Annotated in this window: 19 protein-coding genes; 14 read left to right on the top strand and 5 right to left on the bottom strand. The window is 55.7% G+C overall.

The annotated features are described in order from the left end of the window. Positions 1-45 precede the first annotated feature (45 nt). The 5 genes from FLS37_RS02255 to glyQ form a co-directional block, all read right to left on the bottom strand. The gene (locus tag FLS37_RS02255) at positions 46-783 is read right to left on the bottom strand and encodes a 1-acyl-sn-glycerol-3-phosphate acyltransferase (protein WP_157314300.1); all 738 of its coding nucleotides are present in this window, start codon (positions 781-783) and stop codon (positions 46-48) included. A gap of 43 nt (positions 784-826) precedes the next feature. Next, a complete protein-coding gene (gmhB, locus tag FLS37_RS02260; protein ID WP_157314503.1) occupies positions 827-1,363 on the bottom strand; it encodes a D-glycero-beta-D-manno-heptose 1,7-bisphosphate 7-phosphatase in 537 nt (178 codons plus the stop codon). Positions 1,364-1,508: 145 nt separating this feature from the next. Next, positions 1,509-3,578 (bottom strand): glycine--tRNA ligase subunit beta, encoded by a 2,070-nt coding sequence (gene glyS / locus FLS37_RS02265; RefSeq protein WP_157314301.1) that lies wholly within the window; start codon positions 3,576-3,578, stop codon positions 1,509-1,511. Positions 3,579-3,642: 64 nt separating this feature from the next. Continuing rightward, a complete protein-coding gene (locus FLS37_RS02270; RefSeq protein ID WP_157314302.1) occupies positions 3,643-4,134 on the bottom strand; it encodes a surface-adhesin E family protein in 492 nt (163 codons plus the stop codon). A gap of 27 nt (positions 4,135-4,161) precedes the next feature. Beyond that, positions 4,162-5,070: a glycine--tRNA ligase subunit alpha gene (gene glyQ / locus FLS37_RS02275; protein ID WP_157314303.1), complete on the bottom strand. Its 909-nt coding sequence runs from the start codon at positions 5,068-5,070 to the stop codon at positions 4,162-4,164. Positions 5,071-5,365: 295 nt separating this feature from the next. On the opposite strand from glyQ, the gene FLS37_RS02280 reads away from it, so the two are divergent. The 14 genes from FLS37_RS02280 to FLS37_RS02345 all read left to right on the top strand — a co-directional run bounded on the left by FLS37_RS02280 (position 5,366) and on the right by FLS37_RS02345 (position 18,162). Continuing rightward, complete coding sequence (locus FLS37_RS02280; RefSeq protein ID WP_198314457.1) at positions 5,366-7,285, top strand: lytic transglycosylase domain-containing protein; 1,920 nt, start codon at positions 5,366-5,368, stop codon at positions 7,283-7,285. A gap of 143 nt (positions 7,286-7,428) precedes the next feature. After that, positions 7,429-7,689, top strand: a complete 261-nt coding sequence (locus FLS37_RS02285) for a hypothetical protein (RefSeq protein ID WP_157314305.1) — start codon at positions 7,429-7,431, stop codon at positions 7,687-7,689. Positions 7,690-7,693: 4 nt separating this feature from the next. Next, positions 7,694-8,689 carry a 2-hydroxyacid dehydrogenase gene (locus FLS37_RS02290; RefSeq protein WP_157314306.1) on the top strand — a complete coding sequence of 332 codons (996 nt, stop codon included), beginning with the start codon at positions 7,694-7,696 and terminating at the stop codon, positions 8,687-8,689. Between the two features lie 72 nt (positions 8,690-8,761). Next, positions 8,762-11,077, top strand: coding sequence for an ATP-binding protein (locus FLS37_RS02295; protein WP_157314307.1), 2,316 nt, complete (start codon positions 8,762-8,764; stop codon positions 11,075-11,077). After that, a complete protein-coding gene (locus FLS37_RS02300) occupies positions 11,067-11,684 on the top strand; it encodes a response regulator transcription factor (RefSeq protein WP_157314308.1) in 618 nt (205 codons plus the stop codon). The genes FLS37_RS02295 and FLS37_RS02300 overlap by 11 nt, the downstream gene beginning before the upstream one ends. Before the next feature lie 76 nt (positions 11,685-11,760). After that, positions 11,761-12,525, top strand: a complete 765-nt coding sequence (yaaA, locus tag FLS37_RS02305) for a peroxide stress protein YaaA (protein WP_157314309.1) — start codon at positions 11,761-11,763, stop codon at positions 12,523-12,525. Between the two features lie 57 nt (positions 12,526-12,582). Next, complete coding sequence (locus tag FLS37_RS02310; RefSeq protein WP_157314310.1) at positions 12,583-13,296, top strand: transporter substrate-binding domain-containing protein; 714 nt, start codon at positions 12,583-12,585, stop codon at positions 13,294-13,296. A 164-nt stretch (positions 13,297-13,460) separates the two neighbouring features. Continuing rightward, complete coding sequence (locus FLS37_RS02315; RefSeq protein ID WP_157314311.1) at positions 13,461-14,048, top strand: DUF3299 domain-containing protein; 588 nt, start codon at positions 13,461-13,463, stop codon at positions 14,046-14,048. A 27-nt stretch (positions 14,049-14,075) separates the two neighbouring features. Further along, positions 14,076-14,576, top strand: a complete 501-nt coding sequence (locus tag FLS37_RS02320; protein ID WP_157314312.1) for a DUF2796 domain-containing protein — start codon at positions 14,076-14,078, stop codon at positions 14,574-14,576. A 77-nt stretch (positions 14,577-14,653) separates the two neighbouring features. Continuing rightward, positions 14,654-15,355 (top strand): ABC transporter ATP-binding protein, encoded by a 702-nt coding sequence (locus FLS37_RS02325; protein ID WP_198314458.1) that lies wholly within the window; start codon positions 14,654-14,656, stop codon positions 15,353-15,355. Beyond that, complete coding sequence (locus FLS37_RS02330) at positions 15,348-16,604, top strand: FtsX-like permease family protein (protein WP_157314313.1); 1,257 nt, start codon at positions 15,348-15,350, stop codon at positions 16,602-16,604. Before FLS37_RS02325 ends, FLS37_RS02330 begins: the two co-directional genes overlap by 8 nt. A 99-nt stretch (positions 16,605-16,703) precedes the next feature. Beyond that, complete coding sequence (locus FLS37_RS02335) at positions 16,704-16,988, top strand: hypothetical protein (protein ID WP_157314314.1); 285 nt, start codon at positions 16,704-16,706, stop codon at positions 16,986-16,988. 80 nt (positions 16,989-17,068) lie between these two features. Then, positions 17,069-17,518, top strand: coding sequence for a disulfide bond formation protein B (locus tag FLS37_RS02340; protein WP_157314315.1), 450 nt, complete (start codon positions 17,069-17,071; stop codon positions 17,516-17,518). Continuing rightward, the gene (locus FLS37_RS02345) at positions 17,515-18,162 is read left to right on the top strand and encodes a thioredoxin domain-containing protein (protein WP_157314316.1); all 648 of its coding nucleotides are present in this window, start codon (positions 17,515-17,517) and stop codon (positions 18,160-18,162) included. Before FLS37_RS02340 ends, FLS37_RS02345 begins: the two co-directional genes overlap by 4 nt. Positions 18,163-18,210: the final 48 nt, after the last annotated feature.

Genomic DNA, 18,210 nt, shown 5'->3' on the forward strand with positions numbered 1-18,210 from the left:
TCGGGTGAAAGGGGCAATTTATCCAAGCCGCCCATCTTCAATACCTTATTCTTCACCCTTGCGGTAGCAGGGGCCGCAGCCGGTGATTTGTTCCATTTCGCCCTCAATCCAGGCTTCAACCTCGTTGATCAGTGCCAGCGAGTTTTTGCCTTCGGGCAGAATCGGTTTGCCGATCCGCACGGTAATCTCACCCGGCCATTTGCAGAATGAGTTTTTCGGCCAGAATTCGCCCGAGTTCATCGCCACCGGCACAATCGGCACGTCGAGATCTTTCGCCAGCCGTGCGCCGCCCTGCTTGTACTGGCCACGCTCGCCCGGCTTGATGCGGGTGCCTTCGGGGAAGATCACAATCCACAAGCCTTTGTTCAGCCGATCACGCCCCTGATCCATCAATTGCCGCTGCGCCTGCGCGCGCTGGCCACGATCAATGGCAATCGGTGACGTGGCGGCCAGACCCCAGCCGAAAAATGGAATCTTGAGCAATTCACGCTTCAGCACCCACACTTGCGGCGGGAAGATCAGCTGCAAGGCCATCGTTTCCCACGCCGACTGGTGCTTGCACATAATCATTGCCGGGCCGTGCGGGATGTTTTCTGCACCTTCAACCTTGAAGCTCAAGCCGCAAGTGATTTTGAGCCAGGCAAACATCAGCCGCGACCACCAGGCAATGACTTTATTGCGATTGACCGCCGAGAGCGGAAAAATCAGCAAGGCAAGCAGAGCGAAAACCGGCGTTAACACCACCAAACCCAAGCTATATAAAACGGAGCGAAACCAGATCATTGAGCTACTTTTTGAAAGTCAGAAGGGATTAAAACACAGGCCATTATTCGGCCAGCAAGGCATCGCAAACTGCCGCCAGATCGTCAAAAATGCGTACACTGGCGGGCAATTGCGGATCAGCTTCGGTTTTGCCGCCATTGCCGGTGCGAACCAGAATCGCCTGTCCGCCCGCGCTGACCACCGCTTGCAGATCGCGCAGCGAATCGCCCACCATCAGGCAGTCTTCCACATCCACGCGAAAGCGCCGCGCAATATCGAGCACCATCCCCGGTGCCGGTTTGCGGCATTCGCAGCCGCTATCGGGCGCGTGCGGACAAAAGAAAATTGCATCAATATGCCCACCGGCGTTGACCACGGCGCGGTGCATTTTGGCGTGAATCTGGTTAAGCATATCCACGTTGATAATACCGCGCCCGATGCAGCTTTGATTGGTGGCCACCACAATGGTCCAGCCTGCGCGCGTTAATTCACCGATCGCTTCCAGGCTACCGGCAATCGGCAGCCATTCATTGGGCGATTTGATAAAGTCCGGGCGATCATGATTAATCACGCCATCCCGATCCAGAATCAACAGCTTGATCGCATCATTTTTTGCAGCGGGCATCGGTTTTCCCCGGTTTTCCCAACAATATCGGCCAATATCGGCGTGTAGGGTGCGCCGCGCACACCACTTTGAACCACCTTTCGGTGCGCAAATCCCGGCGGGATTTTCGCACCCTGCATTTTTAATCCGCCAGCAAAGACAACTCGGCCACACGGTTCATCAGCTCGGCCAAGCTGCTGAGCAGTGCCAAACGATTGCCACGCACCGCCAGATCGTCGGCCATCACCATTACACCATCAAAGAAGGCATCAACTGGTGCTTTCAAAGCCGCCAGCTGCTTCAGTGCATTGGTAAAGTCGTTCGCCGCCAGCGCATCATTCACGGGGCCTTGCACCGCTTGCAATGCCGCGAACAGCTCTTTTTCCGCAGCTTCTTGCAGCAGCGCTTCGTTCAACGCCGGCGCTTCGCCTTCGACTTTTTTCAGGATATTGCGAATGCGCTTGTTCGCCGCTGCCAGCGCTGCCGATTCTGGCAGGGCCTTGAATTCGGCAACCGCTGCCAAACGTACTGTTAGGTCGTTAATCAGCGTTGGCTTAAGCGCCAGCACAGCGTCGATGTCAGCTGCCGGATAGTCGGCAGCGAGCAGGTTTTTCAGGCGGTCGAGCATAAAGCCGTACAGGCCTTCCACCGTACCTTCCGCGATCAAACCGGCTGGGAAGCTTGCTGCTGTTGTCGATAGCAAGACTTTCAGATCCAGTGGCTGAACTAAGGCCATGCGCAATACACCCAGCGCGGCGCGACGCAGCGCGAACGGGTCTTTATCGCCAGTTGGAATCAAGCCAATGCCGTAAATACCAACCAGTGTTTCTAGCTTGTCGGCCAGTGAAACGGCTTGCGCAATTGCACCCTCAGGCAGGGTATCGCCCGCAAACTTAGGCTTGTAGTGCGCTTCAACCGCATACGCCACCTCGGTATCTTCGCCATCGTGCTTGGCGTAATACTGACCCATAATGCCTTGCAGCTCAGGAAATTCGCCGACCATATCGGTCGACAAATCAGCTTTGGCCAGATAGGCAGCGCGCGTGGCTTTGCTTACATCGGCACCGAGCAGCTTGGCGATTTCACCGGCGATGCTTTCCAGACGCGTTACGCGCTCCAGCTGCGAGCCAATCTTGTTGTGGTAAACCACATTGGCCAATTTGCCAACGCGGGTATCGAGCTTGGCTTTTTTGTCTTGCTCGAAGAAGAATTTGGCATCCGACAGACGTGCACGCAGTACGCGTTCGTTACCGTTGATGATGTGGCTTGGATCGTCCGTTTGCAGATTGGATACCAGCAGGAATTGATTCATCAGCTTGCCATTGGAATCGAGCAGCGGGAAGTATTTCTGGTTTTGCTGCATCGTCAGGATCAGGCATTCCTGCGGCACGTTCAGAAATTCAGCTTCAAACTCGCCCTTGAGCACTACCGGCCATTCAACCAGCGCGGTCACTTCGTCAAATAGTGCATCATCAGCGGCAATCGTGGCGTTCAGCGCGGCAGCGGCTTCTTTGAGTTTTTCACCGATCAGCGCGCGACGGGCGGCGAAGCTGGCGATCACTTTGCCTTCATCGTGCATCTGTCGTGCGTAGCCTTCGGCTGTGTTCAGGCTGATTTCGCCCTTGGACAGGAAACGATGGCCACGCGTTATGCGGCCAGATTCGAGGTGCAGCACTTGACCGGCGATCACATCGCTGCCGTGCAACATCGTCAAACCATGCACCGGACGAATAAACTGACCTTCACGGTCTGCCCAGCGCATCATTTTTGGCGCAGGCAGTTTTTTCAATGTTGCCGCCACAATGTCGCTCAATACCGCAGCCAATGGCTCGCCCGCTTTCACTGAGCGGAATACATACACGTCCTGTTTGCCATCGTGCACGGTTTCCAGGCTATCGATCGCTTCTGGTGCTAGGCCGCAAGAGCGAGCAAAACCCAGCAACGCCGGGCTTGGCTTGCCGTCTTTCATGCCTGCCGAAACGGCTGGGCCGCGTTTTTCAATCGACTGCTCGGGCTGCACCGCGGCCACGTCGGCGATCGTTACTGCCAGACGACGCGGGCTCGCGAAGGTAACTGCTTCGGCACCGGCTGGCGCAAAGCCCAGCTTCACCAGCTCGGCAAAAATACCGTCGGCAAACGCCGCGCCCAGCTTGGGCAGCGCTTTGGGTGGCAATTCTTCGGTAAAGAGTTCAATCAGTAGTGTTGGATTCATGTCTATTTGGCCGCTCTGCAGCCACCTCTTAATCGTTGAACAAAGCGCCTGTCGGGCTTTGTGCTTACTCGTTTTCTGCAGCGTCTTTGGCCGCCATCATTTTACAAATCTGGTTCACAAAGTCTTCGCCAAAAGTACCGGGCTCAGGCTTGGCAAATTCCCACTGAAAACCCGGCACATCGTAGCGGGCTACTTCGTCGTCATTTTCGTCATTCATCGACACCGACACGCCCGCCATTTTGCCCGATGGGCAATCAATCACCTGCCGCGTGTATTTATTGCGGTATTTGCCTTTGGAAGTGCCATCAATCTGGTCTTCGTTAAAGCGCTGCACCATCCAGACAAAGGTGTAGTTCTGCTCGGCAAAGCCTTCGTCGTGCTTGATCGAATTGACATCAACCAGCGTTTCAAACTCGGGCATTTTGCCGTAGCTGCGCCAATCGGTTTTTTTGTATGGCACGGGCTCAGGGCCTTCGGCGATATCTTCATACTTTTTGCACGCCGTTAATGAGCCGCCTAAGAGCCCCAACAGAATAATGCCCGGAAGATATCGCATGGAAAGACTCCTTGACGCGATGAAAGATTATTTCGCCACAACCAGCTCAGCGGGTGAACACATCGGGAAACCCAGCGCCTCGCGCGAGTCGTAATACGCCTGCGCCACCAGTCGTGCCAGCGTGCGCACACGGCCAATGTAGGCTGCGCGTTCAGTCACCGAAATCGCACCACGCGCATCGAGCAAGTTGAACATGTGCGAACACTTCATCACCATCTCAAAACCAGGCAGCGCCAAGCCGCCTTCGATCAGGCGACGCGCTTCAGATTCAAAGTGATTGAATTGATCAAACAGGAAAGGCACGTTCGATTGCTCGAAGTTGTAGATTGATTGCTCGACTTCGTTCTGGTGGTAAATATCGCCATAGGTCACTTTCTGGCCATTTGGATATTCAGTCCAAACGATGTCGTAGATATTATCTACCCCCTGCAGGTACATCGCCAGACGCTCCACGCCATAAGTGATTTCGCCCAATACTGGCTTGCAATCGAGTCCGCCGACTTGCTGGAAGTAGGTAAATTGCGTCACTTCCATCCCGTTGAGCCACACTTCCCAACCCAAGCCCCACGCGCCCAAAGTCGGGCTTTCCCAGTCGTCTTCGACAAAGCGCACGTCGTGCACTTTGGTGTCGATACCCAGGTATTCGAGCGAGCCCAAATATAATTCTTGGATATTGTCTGGCGATGGTTTCAACGCCACTTGGTATTGGTAGTAGTGTTGGCAGCGGTTTGGATTTTCACCGTAGCGGCCATCTTTCGGGCGGCGGCAAGGCTGCACGTAGGCGGCGTTCCAAGGCTCTGGGCCGAGCGAGCGCAAGAAAGTGGCGGTGTGGAATGTACCGGCACCGACTTCAATATCATAAGGCTGCAGCAAAGCACAACCGTGGTCGCTCCAGTAATTCTGGAGTTTTAATAGAATTTCCTGAAAAGTCAGCATGGCTCTTTGGGCGCACTGGGCGCGTTTACGTTCTGAATGTTCGCAATTCTACTTGTTTTTGCCGGGGAATAGCCATGAGTCATCACGACAAGCGGCGCTCTGCAACACGGCAACAACGCTGCAATGCAGCAATTGCGGCAAAATACCTACGCCGAGCTGAATAAAATCAGGCCTTCGCCGCAAGACATCAGCGCCTGGCTCGTTTATGCTTGAGCCTTCCGGGGCTGGCTCGCTTAGGCAATATTGGCCTGCAACAGCCGCCCCTGGCCTTTTTAAATCCGACACGCTGCACGCCATGCTGAAAAAATCCGTACTGCTCGTCCTGAGCTGCCTGCTGGCAGCCAGCGCCAATGCCCGCATCAACCTTGACCAAGTCCGTGAAGCGGCCCGCGCCCGTGATCTGGCAACTCTGGCCCAGATCAGCGAACAAAGCACGGGCGATCCGCTGGAAATGTATCCACGGTTTTATTTACTCAGCACCCAGATCAACCAGACCGATTCAGCCGATGCGAATCAGTTTATCCAGCGCTACAGCCCCAGCCCACTGGCCGAGCGCTTTACCAACGAATGGCTAAAAGAGCTAGCGCGCCGCCAGAGCTGGGCCGAGTACGAGGCGCTTTATCCGCGGCTCGATAGCCCCAATACCGAACAGATCTGCTTCAAGCAGCAGGCCGCCTTGCTGCGCGGTGATGCCTCAAGCATCCCCAATCACAAAAACCTGTGGTTTAACGCCAAAGCGCTGCCCGGTACGTGCAATATGCTGTTTGATACCTTGTTTGCCAACGGTCTGCTGAGTGAGGAAGACGCCTGGTGGCGCATCCGGCAGGCATTTAGCAATAGCGCCAACAGCAGCAATAGCCAGCCCGATCTGGCACGTCAGCTGGCGTCCCGCGTGGGCAACCCGCCTGAGCTTGGCGCCAAATCGGTCAGTGCCGTTCACAACGCGCCGGAAAAAGCCATAGCCAAAATCAATACCAATAGCCGCGCTGGCCGCGAACTATGGCTGTATGCGGTCGAAAAAATCGGCCGAAAGAACCCGCAACAAGCAGCCAGCCTGATCAGCTCGGCCAGTTGGCTGGCACCGGCAGATCAGCAATTTGCCTGGCAGCAGCTGGGCTTGCTGGCGGCACGCCGCCTCTTGCCCGAAGCATCGCGCTGGCTTGAGCGTGCACACCTGAACGACATCAGCGACGATGACCGGGAATGGGCCATTCGCGCCGCGCTACGCGTAAGCGACTGGAAAATGGTTGAACAGCGCATCAATGCCCTGCCCGCACATCTGCAGCAAGGCAATACTTGGCGCTACTGGAAAGCCCGCGCCTTGCTCGCGCGCAATCAGAGCGCGACCGCCAATGCCTTATGGCTGGGTTTGTCCGATCAGCTCGATTTTTACGGCCTGCTGGCGCGTGAAGAAATCGGCCAGATTCTGAGCGCCCCAACACCGGTTTACAAAGCCAATACGGAAGACCTTAAAGCCATCCACAGCCTGCCCGGCGTGCTACGCGCCTTGCAACTGAACGCACAAGGCTGGCGCACTGAGGCCACGCGCGAGTGGAACTGGGCGATGAAAGGCCTGAGCGATCAGCAATTGCTGGCCGCTGCCGAGCTGGCCTCGCGCAACCGGATGTACGATCGCAGTATTTATTCGGCAATGCGCCCCAAAACCATGCAGGATTTCACTTTGCGCTTTCCGCAACCCTACCGCGATTCGGTCGAGCCCGCCGCCAAAGCCTACGGGCTTGATCCGGCCTGGGTTTTTGGCCTGATCCGGCAGGAAAGCCGCTTTATCGCCGACATCCGCTCCAGTGCGGGCGCCACCGGCCTGATGCAGCTCATGCCCGCCACGGCGCAATGGGTGGCCAAACGACTTGGCATGAGCGATTTTACGATGGCGGACATGAGCGACCCCGAAATCAACCCGCAGCTGGGTAGCTACTATCTGGCCTACTGGAACGAGCGCTTTGGCGGCAATCCGGTGCTGGCCACCGCCGGCTATAACGCAGGCCCCGGCAACGCCGCCAAATGGCGTGACGATAGCGAAATGGAAGCGGCGATATATATTGAAACGATTCCGTTTAGCGAAACACGCGATTACGTCAAAGCCGTACTCGCCAACGCCAGTCACTATTCGCATTACTACAACGGCAGCCCAAGCCAGATCCTGAAACGGCTGCCACCGGTTGCAGGAAAAAACAGCGTGAGCAGCAAGGAGTAAGCCACCCTGCGTGTGAGCAACACAAAACTGGACATAACAACAATGGGTATATGGCTGCAGATCAATTTCATCAATGACTTCAGCCACATACCCATCAGGCAATACAAGCTGCAATCTAGAATCATCACCCCAAGGAGTCTGGCATGCAATTAGTCATCGGCAATCTGCCTGTAGATAGCAGCGCAGAAGACGTTTACACCCTGCTAACGCAGCAATTGGGCGCGCCTGAGCCAACAGAAATCCGGGTCGAAAACGGCAGCGGCGAGCTCAATGCGCTGGCAATTGTCCGCTACCCGGACGATACGCCAGAGGCACTGGGTAGGGTACTGGACGACAAGCTCTCCGGCCTGCATTACCAGGGGCATGATCTGGATGCCACAGTGACTCACCACTTCAAGGAGTAAACCCATGCGCGTGGCGGTGTTTGATAGCAAAAGATTTGATCGCACAACGCTTGAAGCGGCCAATCAGTCGGTGGGCCACGAGCTGGTGTTTTTTGAAGAACGTCTGGGCGCGCATACTGCGCCGCTGGCCGAAGATTTTGACGTGGTGTGCCCATTCGTCAATGACCGGCTGGATCACAAAACCATCTGCCGGCTGGCCAAGCTGGGCGTCAAGCTGATTGCGCTGCGCTGCGCCGGGTTTAACGGCGTTGATCTGGCGGCTGCGGCCGAATTCGGTATTGCCGTCACACGCGTTCCGGCTTACTCGCCCGAAGCCGTGGCCGAGCATGTGTTTGCGCTTTTGCTCACGCTCAGCCGCAAGACGCACCGCGCTTATAATCGCGTGCGCGAAGGCAATTTTCTGCTTGAAGGGCTGGAAGGCTTTAATTTGCACGGCAAAACATTCGGCATTCTGGGTGCCGGCAAAATCGGTCTGGCCACCGCGCGGATTGCGCGTGGATTTGGTTGCACCGTGCTGGTGTATGATCCGTTTCCACCTGCGCACTGCGATGTCAATTGCACCTTTATGTCGCAAGAAGAAGTCATGGCGCGGGCCGATATTATTTCGCTGCACACGCCTTTGCTCGAAAGCACGCACCATATGCTCAACCCACACTCGATTGCCACGATGAAAAAAGGCGTGGTGATTATCAACACCAGCCGGGGTGGGCTGATCGACACCAAGGCGGCGATTGCAGCGCTCAAATCCGGGCAGATTGGTGGCCTGGGTCTGGACGTGTACGAGCATGAAGAAGGCGTGTTTTTTGAAGACCTGTCCGACAGCGTGCTCAAAGACGATACGCTGGCTCGCCTGACCACTTTTCCGAATGTACTGATTACCTCGCATCAGGGTTATCTGACCGATGAGGCGCTGAAAAACATCGCCAATACCACACTGCAGAATATCAGCGACTTTGCCGCTGGCCTGCCGCTGGTCAATGAGGTAAAAACAGCTCTTTGATCGGTAAACACGGAGCGGGCGACATCGAAACGATACCCCGCAGCCGCATGCTTGCCCTGACAGTTTGAAGCAATGAAAAAATCTACCCAATCCTCGCTCAGAAGCAAGCCGCTGGCCTCGCGCTGGTTACTGACGCTGCCATCATTTGCCGCGGCGCTATTCAGTCTGGCGCTGGCTGTCTTTCTGATTTTCACCGCCTACAGCGAGCAATCGGCGCGCAATCACAGCCTGACGCAGGATCTGCTCTGGCAAAAGCAGGCGCTCAATACCCGGGTGGAAAACTTCACGCACCAGCTGCGCACCGTGGCCGCCAGCATGGCGACCGATGGGCTGGCCTCGGCCGAATTTACCGCGCGAACCTTGTCGCTGCTGCAGGATTCGCCGGAAATCATTTCGCTCGAATACGTGGATGAAACCGGCCAGCGGCGCTGGCGGCAACCGGAAATCAAGCCTGACGGTCTGCCCGATTATCATCACCCAGCCATTATCGCGATCCGCGACGCCGTGCTGGCTGGCGAGTCGAGTAGCTATAGCCGCATTATTCTGGACGTACCCGATAGCCCGACACTGGCGATTGCCGTGCCGATCCGGCTCAATTTCAATGGCCGCCATGTGCTGATTGCCCAGCTTAATTTGCGTACCATGCTGCAGCAGCAGGTGCCGTGGTGGATTTCACAGCGCTACCAGATCAGCCTGTGGGACAAGGAAAAGCTGATTGCCGGCAAGTTCGATCGCGCGCACGACGCCAGCAAATTCAATAGCAGCATTGATCTGTCGTGGCCGCCCAATCAGCTGACGCTGACTGCCCACGTTTACGCCCAGCGGCGCGATAGCTGGCAAACCGCGCTCACCATTGTGGTGGCAGCGCTCTCCTTGCTAATGCTCGCGTCCACCTGGGCCTTGCGACGGCATATCAAGGAGCGGCAAAAAACCGAGGCACAGCTGCGCCAGGAGCAAGCCTTGCGCGAATCAATGGAAAACTCGCTGGTCACCGGCATCCGCGCGATGGATTTGCAAGGCCGCCTGTTTTATGTGAATCGCGCTTTTTGCGAAATGGTCGGCTATAGCCAGGAGCAATTATTCGGCGCGTCCCACCCCATGCCCTACTGGCCGCCGGAAGAAATCGAGCAATGCATGGCTATTTATCGCGCCATTCTAAGCGGGCGCGCCGACACCACCGGCTACCAGATGCGCTTTATGCGCAGCAATGGCGAGCGTTTTGACGTGCGCCTGTATGCCGCCAAGCTGATCGACGGCGATGGCGTGCATACCGGCTGGATCAGCGCGATTTACGATATTACCGAGTTGCAACGCGAGCGCGAGGCGCTGCAAGCTTCGCACGAACGCTTTGTGGCCGTGCTCAATGGTCTGGACGCTGCCGTTTCGGTTTCCGACGCGGTAAGCGGCGAGCTGCTGTTGTCCAACCGCCATTTTGACAGCGCGTTCAATATCCCGGATCGGCATGGCCGCTATTGCAATATTCCGCTGGTTCGCCGCAGCAAAGGCGCGCCAGTCGATAGCGAGTGGTTTGACGATTACCACCAGCATTGGTATCAGGTGAAAAGCCGCAGCAGCATCTGGGTCGATGGCTCCGAAGTCTGGCTGGAAATCGCTACCGACATCACCATGCTCAAAAACGCGCAGGAGCAGGAGCGCCAGCAGAAAGAGCAATTGCAGCAAACCACGCGGCTGATCAGCATGGGCGAAATGGCATCCAGCCTGGCGCACGAACTCAATCAGCCGCTGGCGGCGATTGCCAGCTACGCTACTGGCTGTCGCAATGTCTTGTCACAGGACAACCCCAATATTGCCCAGCTTGATCAGGCCATCGAGAAAATGGCCGCACAGGCCAAGCGTGCGGGCCAGATTATTCGGGGCATTCGCGAATTTGTGCAGCGGCGCGCACCGCATCGCAAGCGCTGCGAAATCGCCGATTTGCTCGACACGGTGCAAACGCTGCTCAGCGCCGAAGTCAAAAAGGCCCAGGTCAAACTCAGCGTCAGCGACACCCGCCACTTGCCGCCGATTTATGCCGACGCGGTCATGCTGGAGCAGGTGATTTTCAATCTGATGAAAAATGCCATCGAAGCGATGGCCGAAACACCGGTCAAGCAACGCACATTAGATGTTAAAGTACGGCGCGACGATGAAATGCTGGCCGTCAGCATCACCGACCGCGGCACCGGCATTAGCGCCGAACAGATGGAACAACTCTTCAAACCGTTCTATACCACCAAGGGCAGCGGGATGGGGATGGGACTCAATATCTGCCGCTCGATCATCGAACACCATCAGGGCCGTCTGTGGGTTGAAGCCAACCCCTTGGGCGGAAGCTGTTTTCACTTTACACTGCCACTTTCTATAGAGAGCGAAGCCTATGAGCCTTAATCGCCACATTGCCATTGTTGATGACGACGACGCCATCCGCGACGCTCTGTCGTGGCTGTTTTCCACCCGCAATCATTCAGTACAGCTGTTTGCCAGCGCCGAAGAGCTGCTGGCCAATTACAACCCGGACGCGTTTGGCTGCCTGATTCTGGACGTGCGCATGCCCGGCATGGGCGGTATGGAATTGTTTAGCAAGCTGCAAGAGCGCGCCTACACGCCGCCGGTAGTGTTCCTCACCGGCCACGGCGATGTACCGATGGCAGTGGCCGCACTCAAGCAAGGCGCTGCCGATTTTATCGAAAAGCCATTTTCGGATAACGACATCGTCGATCTGGTCGAAGGCTGCCTGTCGATGGATCAGATGAATCGCAGCGAATGGGAAAACCGCACTGCGGTCGGCGAGCGCCTGGCCTGCCTGACGCCGCGCGAAACAGAAGTCATGAAGCTGATTCTCACCGGCCGCCTCAATAAGCAAATTGCCGATGATTTGTCGATCTCGATGAAAACGGTTGAAGTGCACCGTGCGCGCATTCTGGAAAAAATGCAGGTCAAAACTGCCATGGAGCTAGCGGCACGATTGCGCGATTCAGGCGTTGACGTTAGCTAAAATACCCGGCCATGTATAACCCCAAAGGCCAATCCAGTATTGGCCTTTATTCATATACCCTACCGAGCAAGCCCAGATGTTGATGTTGATTTCCCCTGCCAAAACGCTGGACTACACCACGCCACCGACCACAGCGCAATTTACTCTCCCGGATTTTCTGGATCAGTCGCAGCAATTAATCACCGTTTTGCGCGAAAAATCCCCCGCCGACATCGCCAAGCTGATGAAGATTTCCGACGAACTGGCGGTACTCAATGTCGGTCGCTACCACAGCTGGCAGAGCGACTTTAACCCCGGCAATGCCAAACAGGCCGTGCTGGCCTTTATGGGCGATGTGTACGAAGGGCTGGCGGCCAAAAGCCTTGCCCCGGCGCAGCTTGAATACCTGAGCCATCATCTGCGGATTTTATCGGGCCTGTATGGCCTGCTGCGCCCGCTGGACCTGATGCAGCCCTACCGGCTGGAAATGGGCACGCGGCTGGCCAACCCGCGCGGTGATCATCTTTATCATTTCTGGGGCACGCAAATCACCGACACCATCAATGCGCTGGAGAGCCACACCGTGGTCAATCTGGCCAGCGACGAGTATTTCAAAGCGGTGAAACCCAAGCAGCTCACCGCACGGCTGATTACGCCGGTGTTTGAAGACTATAAAAACGGCCAGTACAAAATCATCAGCTTTTATGCCAAGCGCGCGCGTGGCCTGATGGTGCGCTATGCTGCCCTCAACGGGATTGAAGACGCCGAGCAGCTCAAAGCGTTTGATCTGGAAGGGTATCAGTGGATTGAGCAGGAAAGTGATGCACAGCGCTGGCTATTTCGCCGCCGCCAGCATGATTGAAGCGCAAGCGACGTCGAACTAATATACAAGTTCACTCAGTTCTCTTAAGAGCGATTCATGCGAGCCTTCCTGCTGCTCATTCTATGTACGACCCATGCCGTACCTCTGGCCAGCGAATCTGTGCGGCTAGTGACCGCAATAGGCCCTGATAATGTTGCCAGTCCGGCGATCAATCACTTGATAGATACACTGTTTAGCCGCATCAAAACGCCTTACTCACTTGAATATCGCCCTGCACGACGAGCCGAGTTTGAATTAATCAAGGGAAAATTTGACGGAGACATCGCACGGACCAGCCTGTTTGCCCAGAGTCACCCAGATTTGATCCGGATTGACCCCCCAATCATTACGCTCAAACTCTACGCATTTAGTCACACACTGCAAATTAGGCAGATTACTGATCTGCATCAACGCAAGGTGGCCTACATACGCGGCGCCAAAATGGTCGAAACCCCTTATGGGCGACTGGCCACATTGCACCCCACGAACTCCAGTCAAGCTTGTATCAATATGGCCAAGGCACAGCGGGTTGACGTTTGCCTGATCAGCAGCGGTTTAATCAGCCAACAAGATATCGCACAAGCCCAGCGTGAATTGAACACACACATCATTAGCCAAGTTGACACCCACATCTGGCTAGCATCAAACCAGCAACAGCTCTCTAAAAAATTAAGCCAAGGACTGCTCCACATGCAGCAAGACGGCTCGCTAGCGAAACACCAGCGCAGTATCCTGAATGCGCAAGCAACTCCATCTGCATCCTCACCTTAGCGAGCAGAGTAAAGAATATTTACACCATTTCAAATGCAACTTAGTTACAATAACCCACCTCCTTTACCGCAGGATAAATCGTGCCATCCCGACTTTTAATTGCCGCCACCATAGCCATATCCAGCTGCCTCTTGACCCTGACTGTCTGGGCTAATGAGGTCAAAATGGTCAAATGGTCAGATCTGCAGCCCGATTCGGCCAGCCTGCGCGCCACGATCAATAAAATGACGCAGGAAGAAAAAACCCGGCTGATGCGCGCCGTGCAGCAGCGCGAGCTCAAGGCCATGCTCGATAACGGCAAGCTCAAAGCGTCCGAACTCACGCCCAATGACATCAAGCTGATCAAGGAAAACCACAGCGAACTCTCGGGGTTGATTAACGAAATCGAAGCATTTGAAAAAAAGCGCACGCGCGAGATGATTCCGGCGCTGAATAATCAGCAAGTGCAGCTCGATGGCTATTTGCTGCCGCTCAAGCAGAACGGCAAAAAGATCACCGAATTTTTGCTGGTGCCGGTGATTGGTGCCTGTATTCACGTCCCTGCGCCGCCACCCAATCAGATGGTCGTGGTGCAATACCCGAAAGGCTATGAACAGGGTGAGCTATTTGCGCCGGTCACCATCATCGGCAAGCTGACCATCAAATCGACCAAAGCCAATCTGGCACTGGCCGATGGCGCCAGCGATGTGGCGGTTGGCTATCAAATGCAAGCTGGCGAAGTGCGCGAATACAAAAAATCTGCTGCTAAGTAATCACCCTATACATACGAAGGTATACCCATGAAGAAATTAATTGCAATGGCCTGCATAGCAATACCCCTCTTTTCCTTTGCCAAAGAGCATGGTCACGCGCATGGCGCGCACGTCCATGGCGTCGCACAAATTGATGTGGCGATTGAGGGAAAAACACTGCTAATCGCGCTGGAATCACCCGCCGACAATCTGCTGGGCTTTGAGCGCGCACCAAAGACCGAAGCCGAAAAAGCCAAGCTCAAAACCGTCACCGAACAGCTCAAGCAAGCGGCAGCACTCTTCGCGCCCGACGCAGCAGCGCAGTGCAAAGCTGCCGCTCCGGTGGTGAATATGCCGAGTTTTAAAAAAGGCGAGCATAGCGATATCGACGCTGAATACCGCTTTGACTGCGCCAGCATACCGGCCAGCATTGCGCTGCCATTGTGGAAAAACTTCCCCAACTTTAAAAAGCTGAACGCCAATCTGGCCAGCGACAAGGGCCAGCGGCAAATCAAGCTCAAGTCGGGTCAGAGTTTGAATTTGAAATAGCGCTTGCAGACCAAAACCCCACAAACTCAATACCCCACCACTACGCCGCGCCCAAGCGGGCGCGCAAGGATTTCGCTGTGTTAATCGAGCTGGCCGATGTGCAATTTACCTGGCGCGGCGCCAAGCATGCCACTTTGGATATGCCGCAGTTCTCGCTCGCGGCGGGCGAGCGGCTGTTTTTGCATGGCCCCAGCGGCAGCGGCAAAAGCACGCTGCTGTCGCTGCTGACCGGCATTCATCTGCCGCAGCGAGGCGAAATCCGCATTCTGGGGCAAAACCTCGCGGCACTCTCCAACACCGCCCGTGATCATTTCCGCGCCGACCACATTGGCTATGTGTTTCAGCAATTTAATCTGCTGAGCTATTTGTCGGTGCTCGATAACGTACTGCTGTCTTGCCAGTTTTCCAGAATCCGCCGCGAGCGTGCGCAGGCTTTTTCCGGCAGCACCAAGGCACAGGCGCTGCATTTGCTCGACCGGCTTGATTTAACTCCCTATCTCGAACGGCCAGTCAGCGCACTCTCAGTCGGCCAGCAGCAACGCGTGGCACTCGCCCGTGCGCTGATTGGCGCACCGGAAATCCTGATTGCCGACGAGCCGACCTCTGCGCTGGATGCCGAGCGGCGCGCCGCGTTTATCCAGCTGCTGTTTGAATGCGCACACGAGCACAACACCGCAGTGCTGATGGTCAGCCATGATCCGCAGCTCGCCGCCGCGTTTGATCGCAGCGTAAGCCTGGCCAGCCTCAATCGCTGCAGCGTGGAGGCCGAAAATGCTTAAGATTGCACTGCGCAGCCTGCTCAATCGCCGCCTCACTGTCGCGCTAGCGGTGCTGACCGTCGCACTGTCGGTGCTGTTGCTGGTCGGCGTCGAACGCCTGCGTAGCGAGGCGCGCAGCAGTTTTGCCAACACCGTCAGCGGCACCGATCTGATCGTCGGCGCGCGCACGGGCTCGGTGCAATTGCTGCTCTACAGCGTGTTTCGCGTCGGCAACGCGACCAATAATATCGACTGGGATAGCTACCAGAAATTGGCCCAAGATCGCCGCGTGGCGTGGACGATTCCAGTGTCTCTGGGCGATAGCCATCACGGTTTTGCCGTGCTCGGCACCACGGGCGATTATTTCAAATATTTGCGCTATAGCGAAAACTCCGCTTTGCAATTTAATCAGGGCGTTCCCTTCTCGAAGACGAATGATGCGGTACTCGGTGCCAATGTCGCGACCAAAATGAGCTACCGCCTAGGGCAAAACATCGTGCTGACTCACGGCAGCGGTGAAGGCGCAATGTCTGAACACACCGATCAGCCGTTCACCATTATCGGCATTCTCGCGCCAACCGGCACGCCGGTCGACGACACCGTGCACGTCTCGCTCGATGGCCTGACCGCGATTCACGAAGGCTGGGAATCGGGCAGCGCATCTTTGCTCTCCAGCACCGGCGTGCTGGCCGCCGATCAGGATAGAGCCTTGCCGCCGCCAAGTAGCATTACCGCGTTTTATGTCGGGCTGAAATCACGCACGGCGATTTTTAGCTACCAGCGCGCCGTGAATCAATACGCCGATGAATCGCTGATGGCGATTATGCCGGGCGTTGCACTATCCGAGCTGTGGCAATTGATGCGCATCGCCGAGCAAGCGCTCACAGTCGTATCGGGCTTTGTGCTGGTCATCGGCCTGATGGGTATGCTGACCGCGCTGCTGACCGGACTCAACGAGCGCCGCCGCGAAATGGCGATCTTGCGCTCGGTTGGCGCACGCGCCTGGCAGATTTTTGCGCTGGTCATGGGCGAGACTTTATTACTGGTCAGCGCTGGCATTACGACAGGTATTGCCCTGCTCTACGCTATGCTGTTGGCTTGCAGACCCATACTGCGCGAGGTATATAGCCTGAACATTGCGATTGCAGCGCCCAGCACCACGGAGTGGTTACTTATGGGGCTGACCTTACTGGCCGGCTGCCTGATCGCCGCCCTCCCCGCCTGGCGCGCATATCGGATGTCGCTGAGCGATGGATTGAGCCCGCATTAAGTACACAAACAGCTTTGTGATCAATTCTTAGAGGTCAGACTTGTTTATCCGTGACTACATTGAGTGCTACCTTTGTAAATCCATAGCTCAGATGGAGCAATGAATACGATGGAAGACGCAGACGTTAGCAAGGTGGTATCAATTCAAATTCCGCTGGGTCATGCCTTATTGGCATGGGAAACACTCTCAAATAAGTTTTCAGATTTGCAAGCAAACAATCTTCTTTCCGACGAGGAAAGAAGATCCATCTGGGGCTTGGCCGATTTACTTGAAAATATCTTGGCTCAAAATGGATTTGACGCTCGCCCTCAAGCCGAGTGGCAAGCACTTATTAATCAGTCAAAAGCGTTTATTAAAACCATTCCGGTTGAATTTTTAGATTAAAACTACCTCTTTTTTTCCTGAACCCCGGCCAGGATTAGCGGTCTACTGGTTTTTGCTGCCAGACCAGACAAGGGTTTATCTTGCTCTATAACACTCCTCCTTCCAGCGAAACACTTCCTGCCAATTGGTTTTTCATCTTTGCCGCTTGGCTGATTGCCGCAGGCGGCACCTTGGGTGCGCTGTTTTTTGGCGAAGTCATGGGGCTGGTGCCATGTACTTTGTGCTGGTATCAGCGCATCTTTATGTTTCCGCTGGCAATTATCCTGCCGCTGGCGCTGTTTCCGCTGGACAGCAAAGTCGTTCGCTATGCGCTGCCGCTGGCTCTATTGGGTCTGGGCTTTGCCATTTATCACTGGCTATTGCAGCTGGGCATCATTCCCGTGTCGGCCAGCCCGTGTAGCCAGGGCTCGTCGTGCTCTGAGGTCAGCGCCGAATGGTTTGGCTTTCTGACGATTCCGCTGATGTCGGTCTGCGCTTTTGCAGCGATCAATATTTCACTCCTTGCCACTTTGATTCGGAAAAAACAATGAAACAGAAAACGATTTTTATCGCCGCCGCCGTCGCCCTGCTCGCGCTGTTTGTTGGCGGTACGCTGATGTTCAAGCAGCAACAGCAAGCGCAGGTGACTGAGCAAGTGCAAAGCAATCAGGCTGCGCTGATGCGTATGCATTCGCCGATTCTGGGCGCGATCAATGCCAAGGTGACGATTGTCGAGTTTCTCGACCCGGCTTGCGAAGCGTGCGCGGCGTTTTACCCGTTTGTGAAAGACATGATGGGCAAACACCCCGAGCAGATTCGCCTGGTCGTGCGCTACGCGCCGCTGCATCAAGGAGCGGATCAGGTCGCGATGGCGCTGGAAGCAGCACGCAAACAGGGCAAGTACTGGGAAGCACTGGAGGCCTTGCTCGCAACGCAGGCGCAATGGGCGATTAACCATCAGGCCGACGTGAGTCGCACACTGCCGATTCTGGCGCAGCTGGGGCTGGATATGGCGCAATTGCAAAGCGATATGCAATCACCAGCGATTGCGGCCATCGTTCAGCAGGACATCGCCGATGCGCAAACTCTGAGCGTGAATAAAACGCCGACTTATTTTGTGAATGGCCAGCCTTTGCAGAGTTTTGGCTATCAGCAGCTGAGCGACTTGATCAACAAGGCGCTGAGTGCGCCTTAAGTGATCAACACCGCGCTGGCCGCGAAGTAATCAACCAAGTTGAGATGA

The sequence above is a fragment of the Chitinibacter sp. GC72 genome, from assembly GCF_009760905.1.
Classification (GTDB): domain Bacteria; phylum Pseudomonadota; class Gammaproteobacteria; order Burkholderiales; family Chitinibacteraceae; genus Chitinibacter.

Coding starts and splice junctions, on each gene's coding strand:
- glyQ (WP_157314303.1), bottom strand. CDS start 5,070: ATGCTGACTTTTCAGGAAATTCTATTAAAACTCCAGAATTACTGGAGC.
- yaaA (WP_157314309.1), top strand. CDS start 11,761: ATGTTGATGTTGATTTCCCCTGCCAAAACGCTGGACTACACCACGCCA.
- FLS37_RS02345 (WP_157314316.1), top strand. CDS start 17,515: ATGAAACAGAAAACGATTTTTATCGCCGCCGCCGTCGCCCTGCTCGCG.
- FLS37_RS02255 (WP_157314300.1), bottom strand. CDS start 783: ATGATCTGGTTTCGCTCCGTTTTATATAGCTTGGGTTTGGTGGTGTTA.
- FLS37_RS02335 (WP_157314314.1), top strand. CDS start 16,704: ATGAATACGATGGAAGACGCAGACGTTAGCAAGGTGGTATCAATTCAA.
- FLS37_RS02315 (WP_157314311.1), top strand. CDS start 13,461: ATGGTCAAATGGTCAGATCTGCAGCCCGATTCGGCCAGCCTGCGCGCC.
- FLS37_RS02270 (WP_157314302.1), bottom strand. CDS start 4,134: ATGCGATATCTTCCGGGCATTATTCTGTTGGGGCTCTTAGGCGGCTCA.
- FLS37_RS02290 (WP_157314306.1), top strand. CDS start 7,694: ATGCGCGTGGCGGTGTTTGATAGCAAAAGATTTGATCGCACAACGCTT.
- FLS37_RS02330 (WP_157314313.1), top strand. CDS start 15,348: ATGCTTAAGATTGCACTGCGCAGCCTGCTCAATCGCCGCCTCACTGTC.
- FLS37_RS02300 (WP_157314308.1), top strand. CDS start 11,067: ATGAGCCTTAATCGCCACATTGCCATTGTTGATGACGACGACGCCATC.
- glyS (WP_157314301.1), bottom strand. CDS start 3,578: ATGAATCCAACACTACTGATTGAACTCTTTACCGAAGAATTGCCACCC.
- FLS37_RS02320 (WP_157314312.1), top strand. CDS start 14,076: ATGAAGAAATTAATTGCAATGGCCTGCATAGCAATACCCCTCTTTTCC.
- FLS37_RS02310 (WP_157314310.1), top strand. CDS start 12,583: ATGCGAGCCTTCCTGCTGCTCATTCTATGTACGACCCATGCCGTACCT.
- FLS37_RS02295 (WP_157314307.1), top strand. CDS start 8,762: ATGAAAAAATCTACCCAATCCTCGCTCAGAAGCAAGCCGCTGGCCTCG.
- FLS37_RS02280 (WP_198314457.1), top strand. CDS start 5,366: ATGCTGAAAAAATCCGTACTGCTCGTCCTGAGCTGCCTGCTGGCAGCC.
- FLS37_RS02285 (WP_157314305.1), top strand. CDS start 7,429: ATGCAATTAGTCATCGGCAATCTGCCTGTAGATAGCAGCGCAGAAGAC.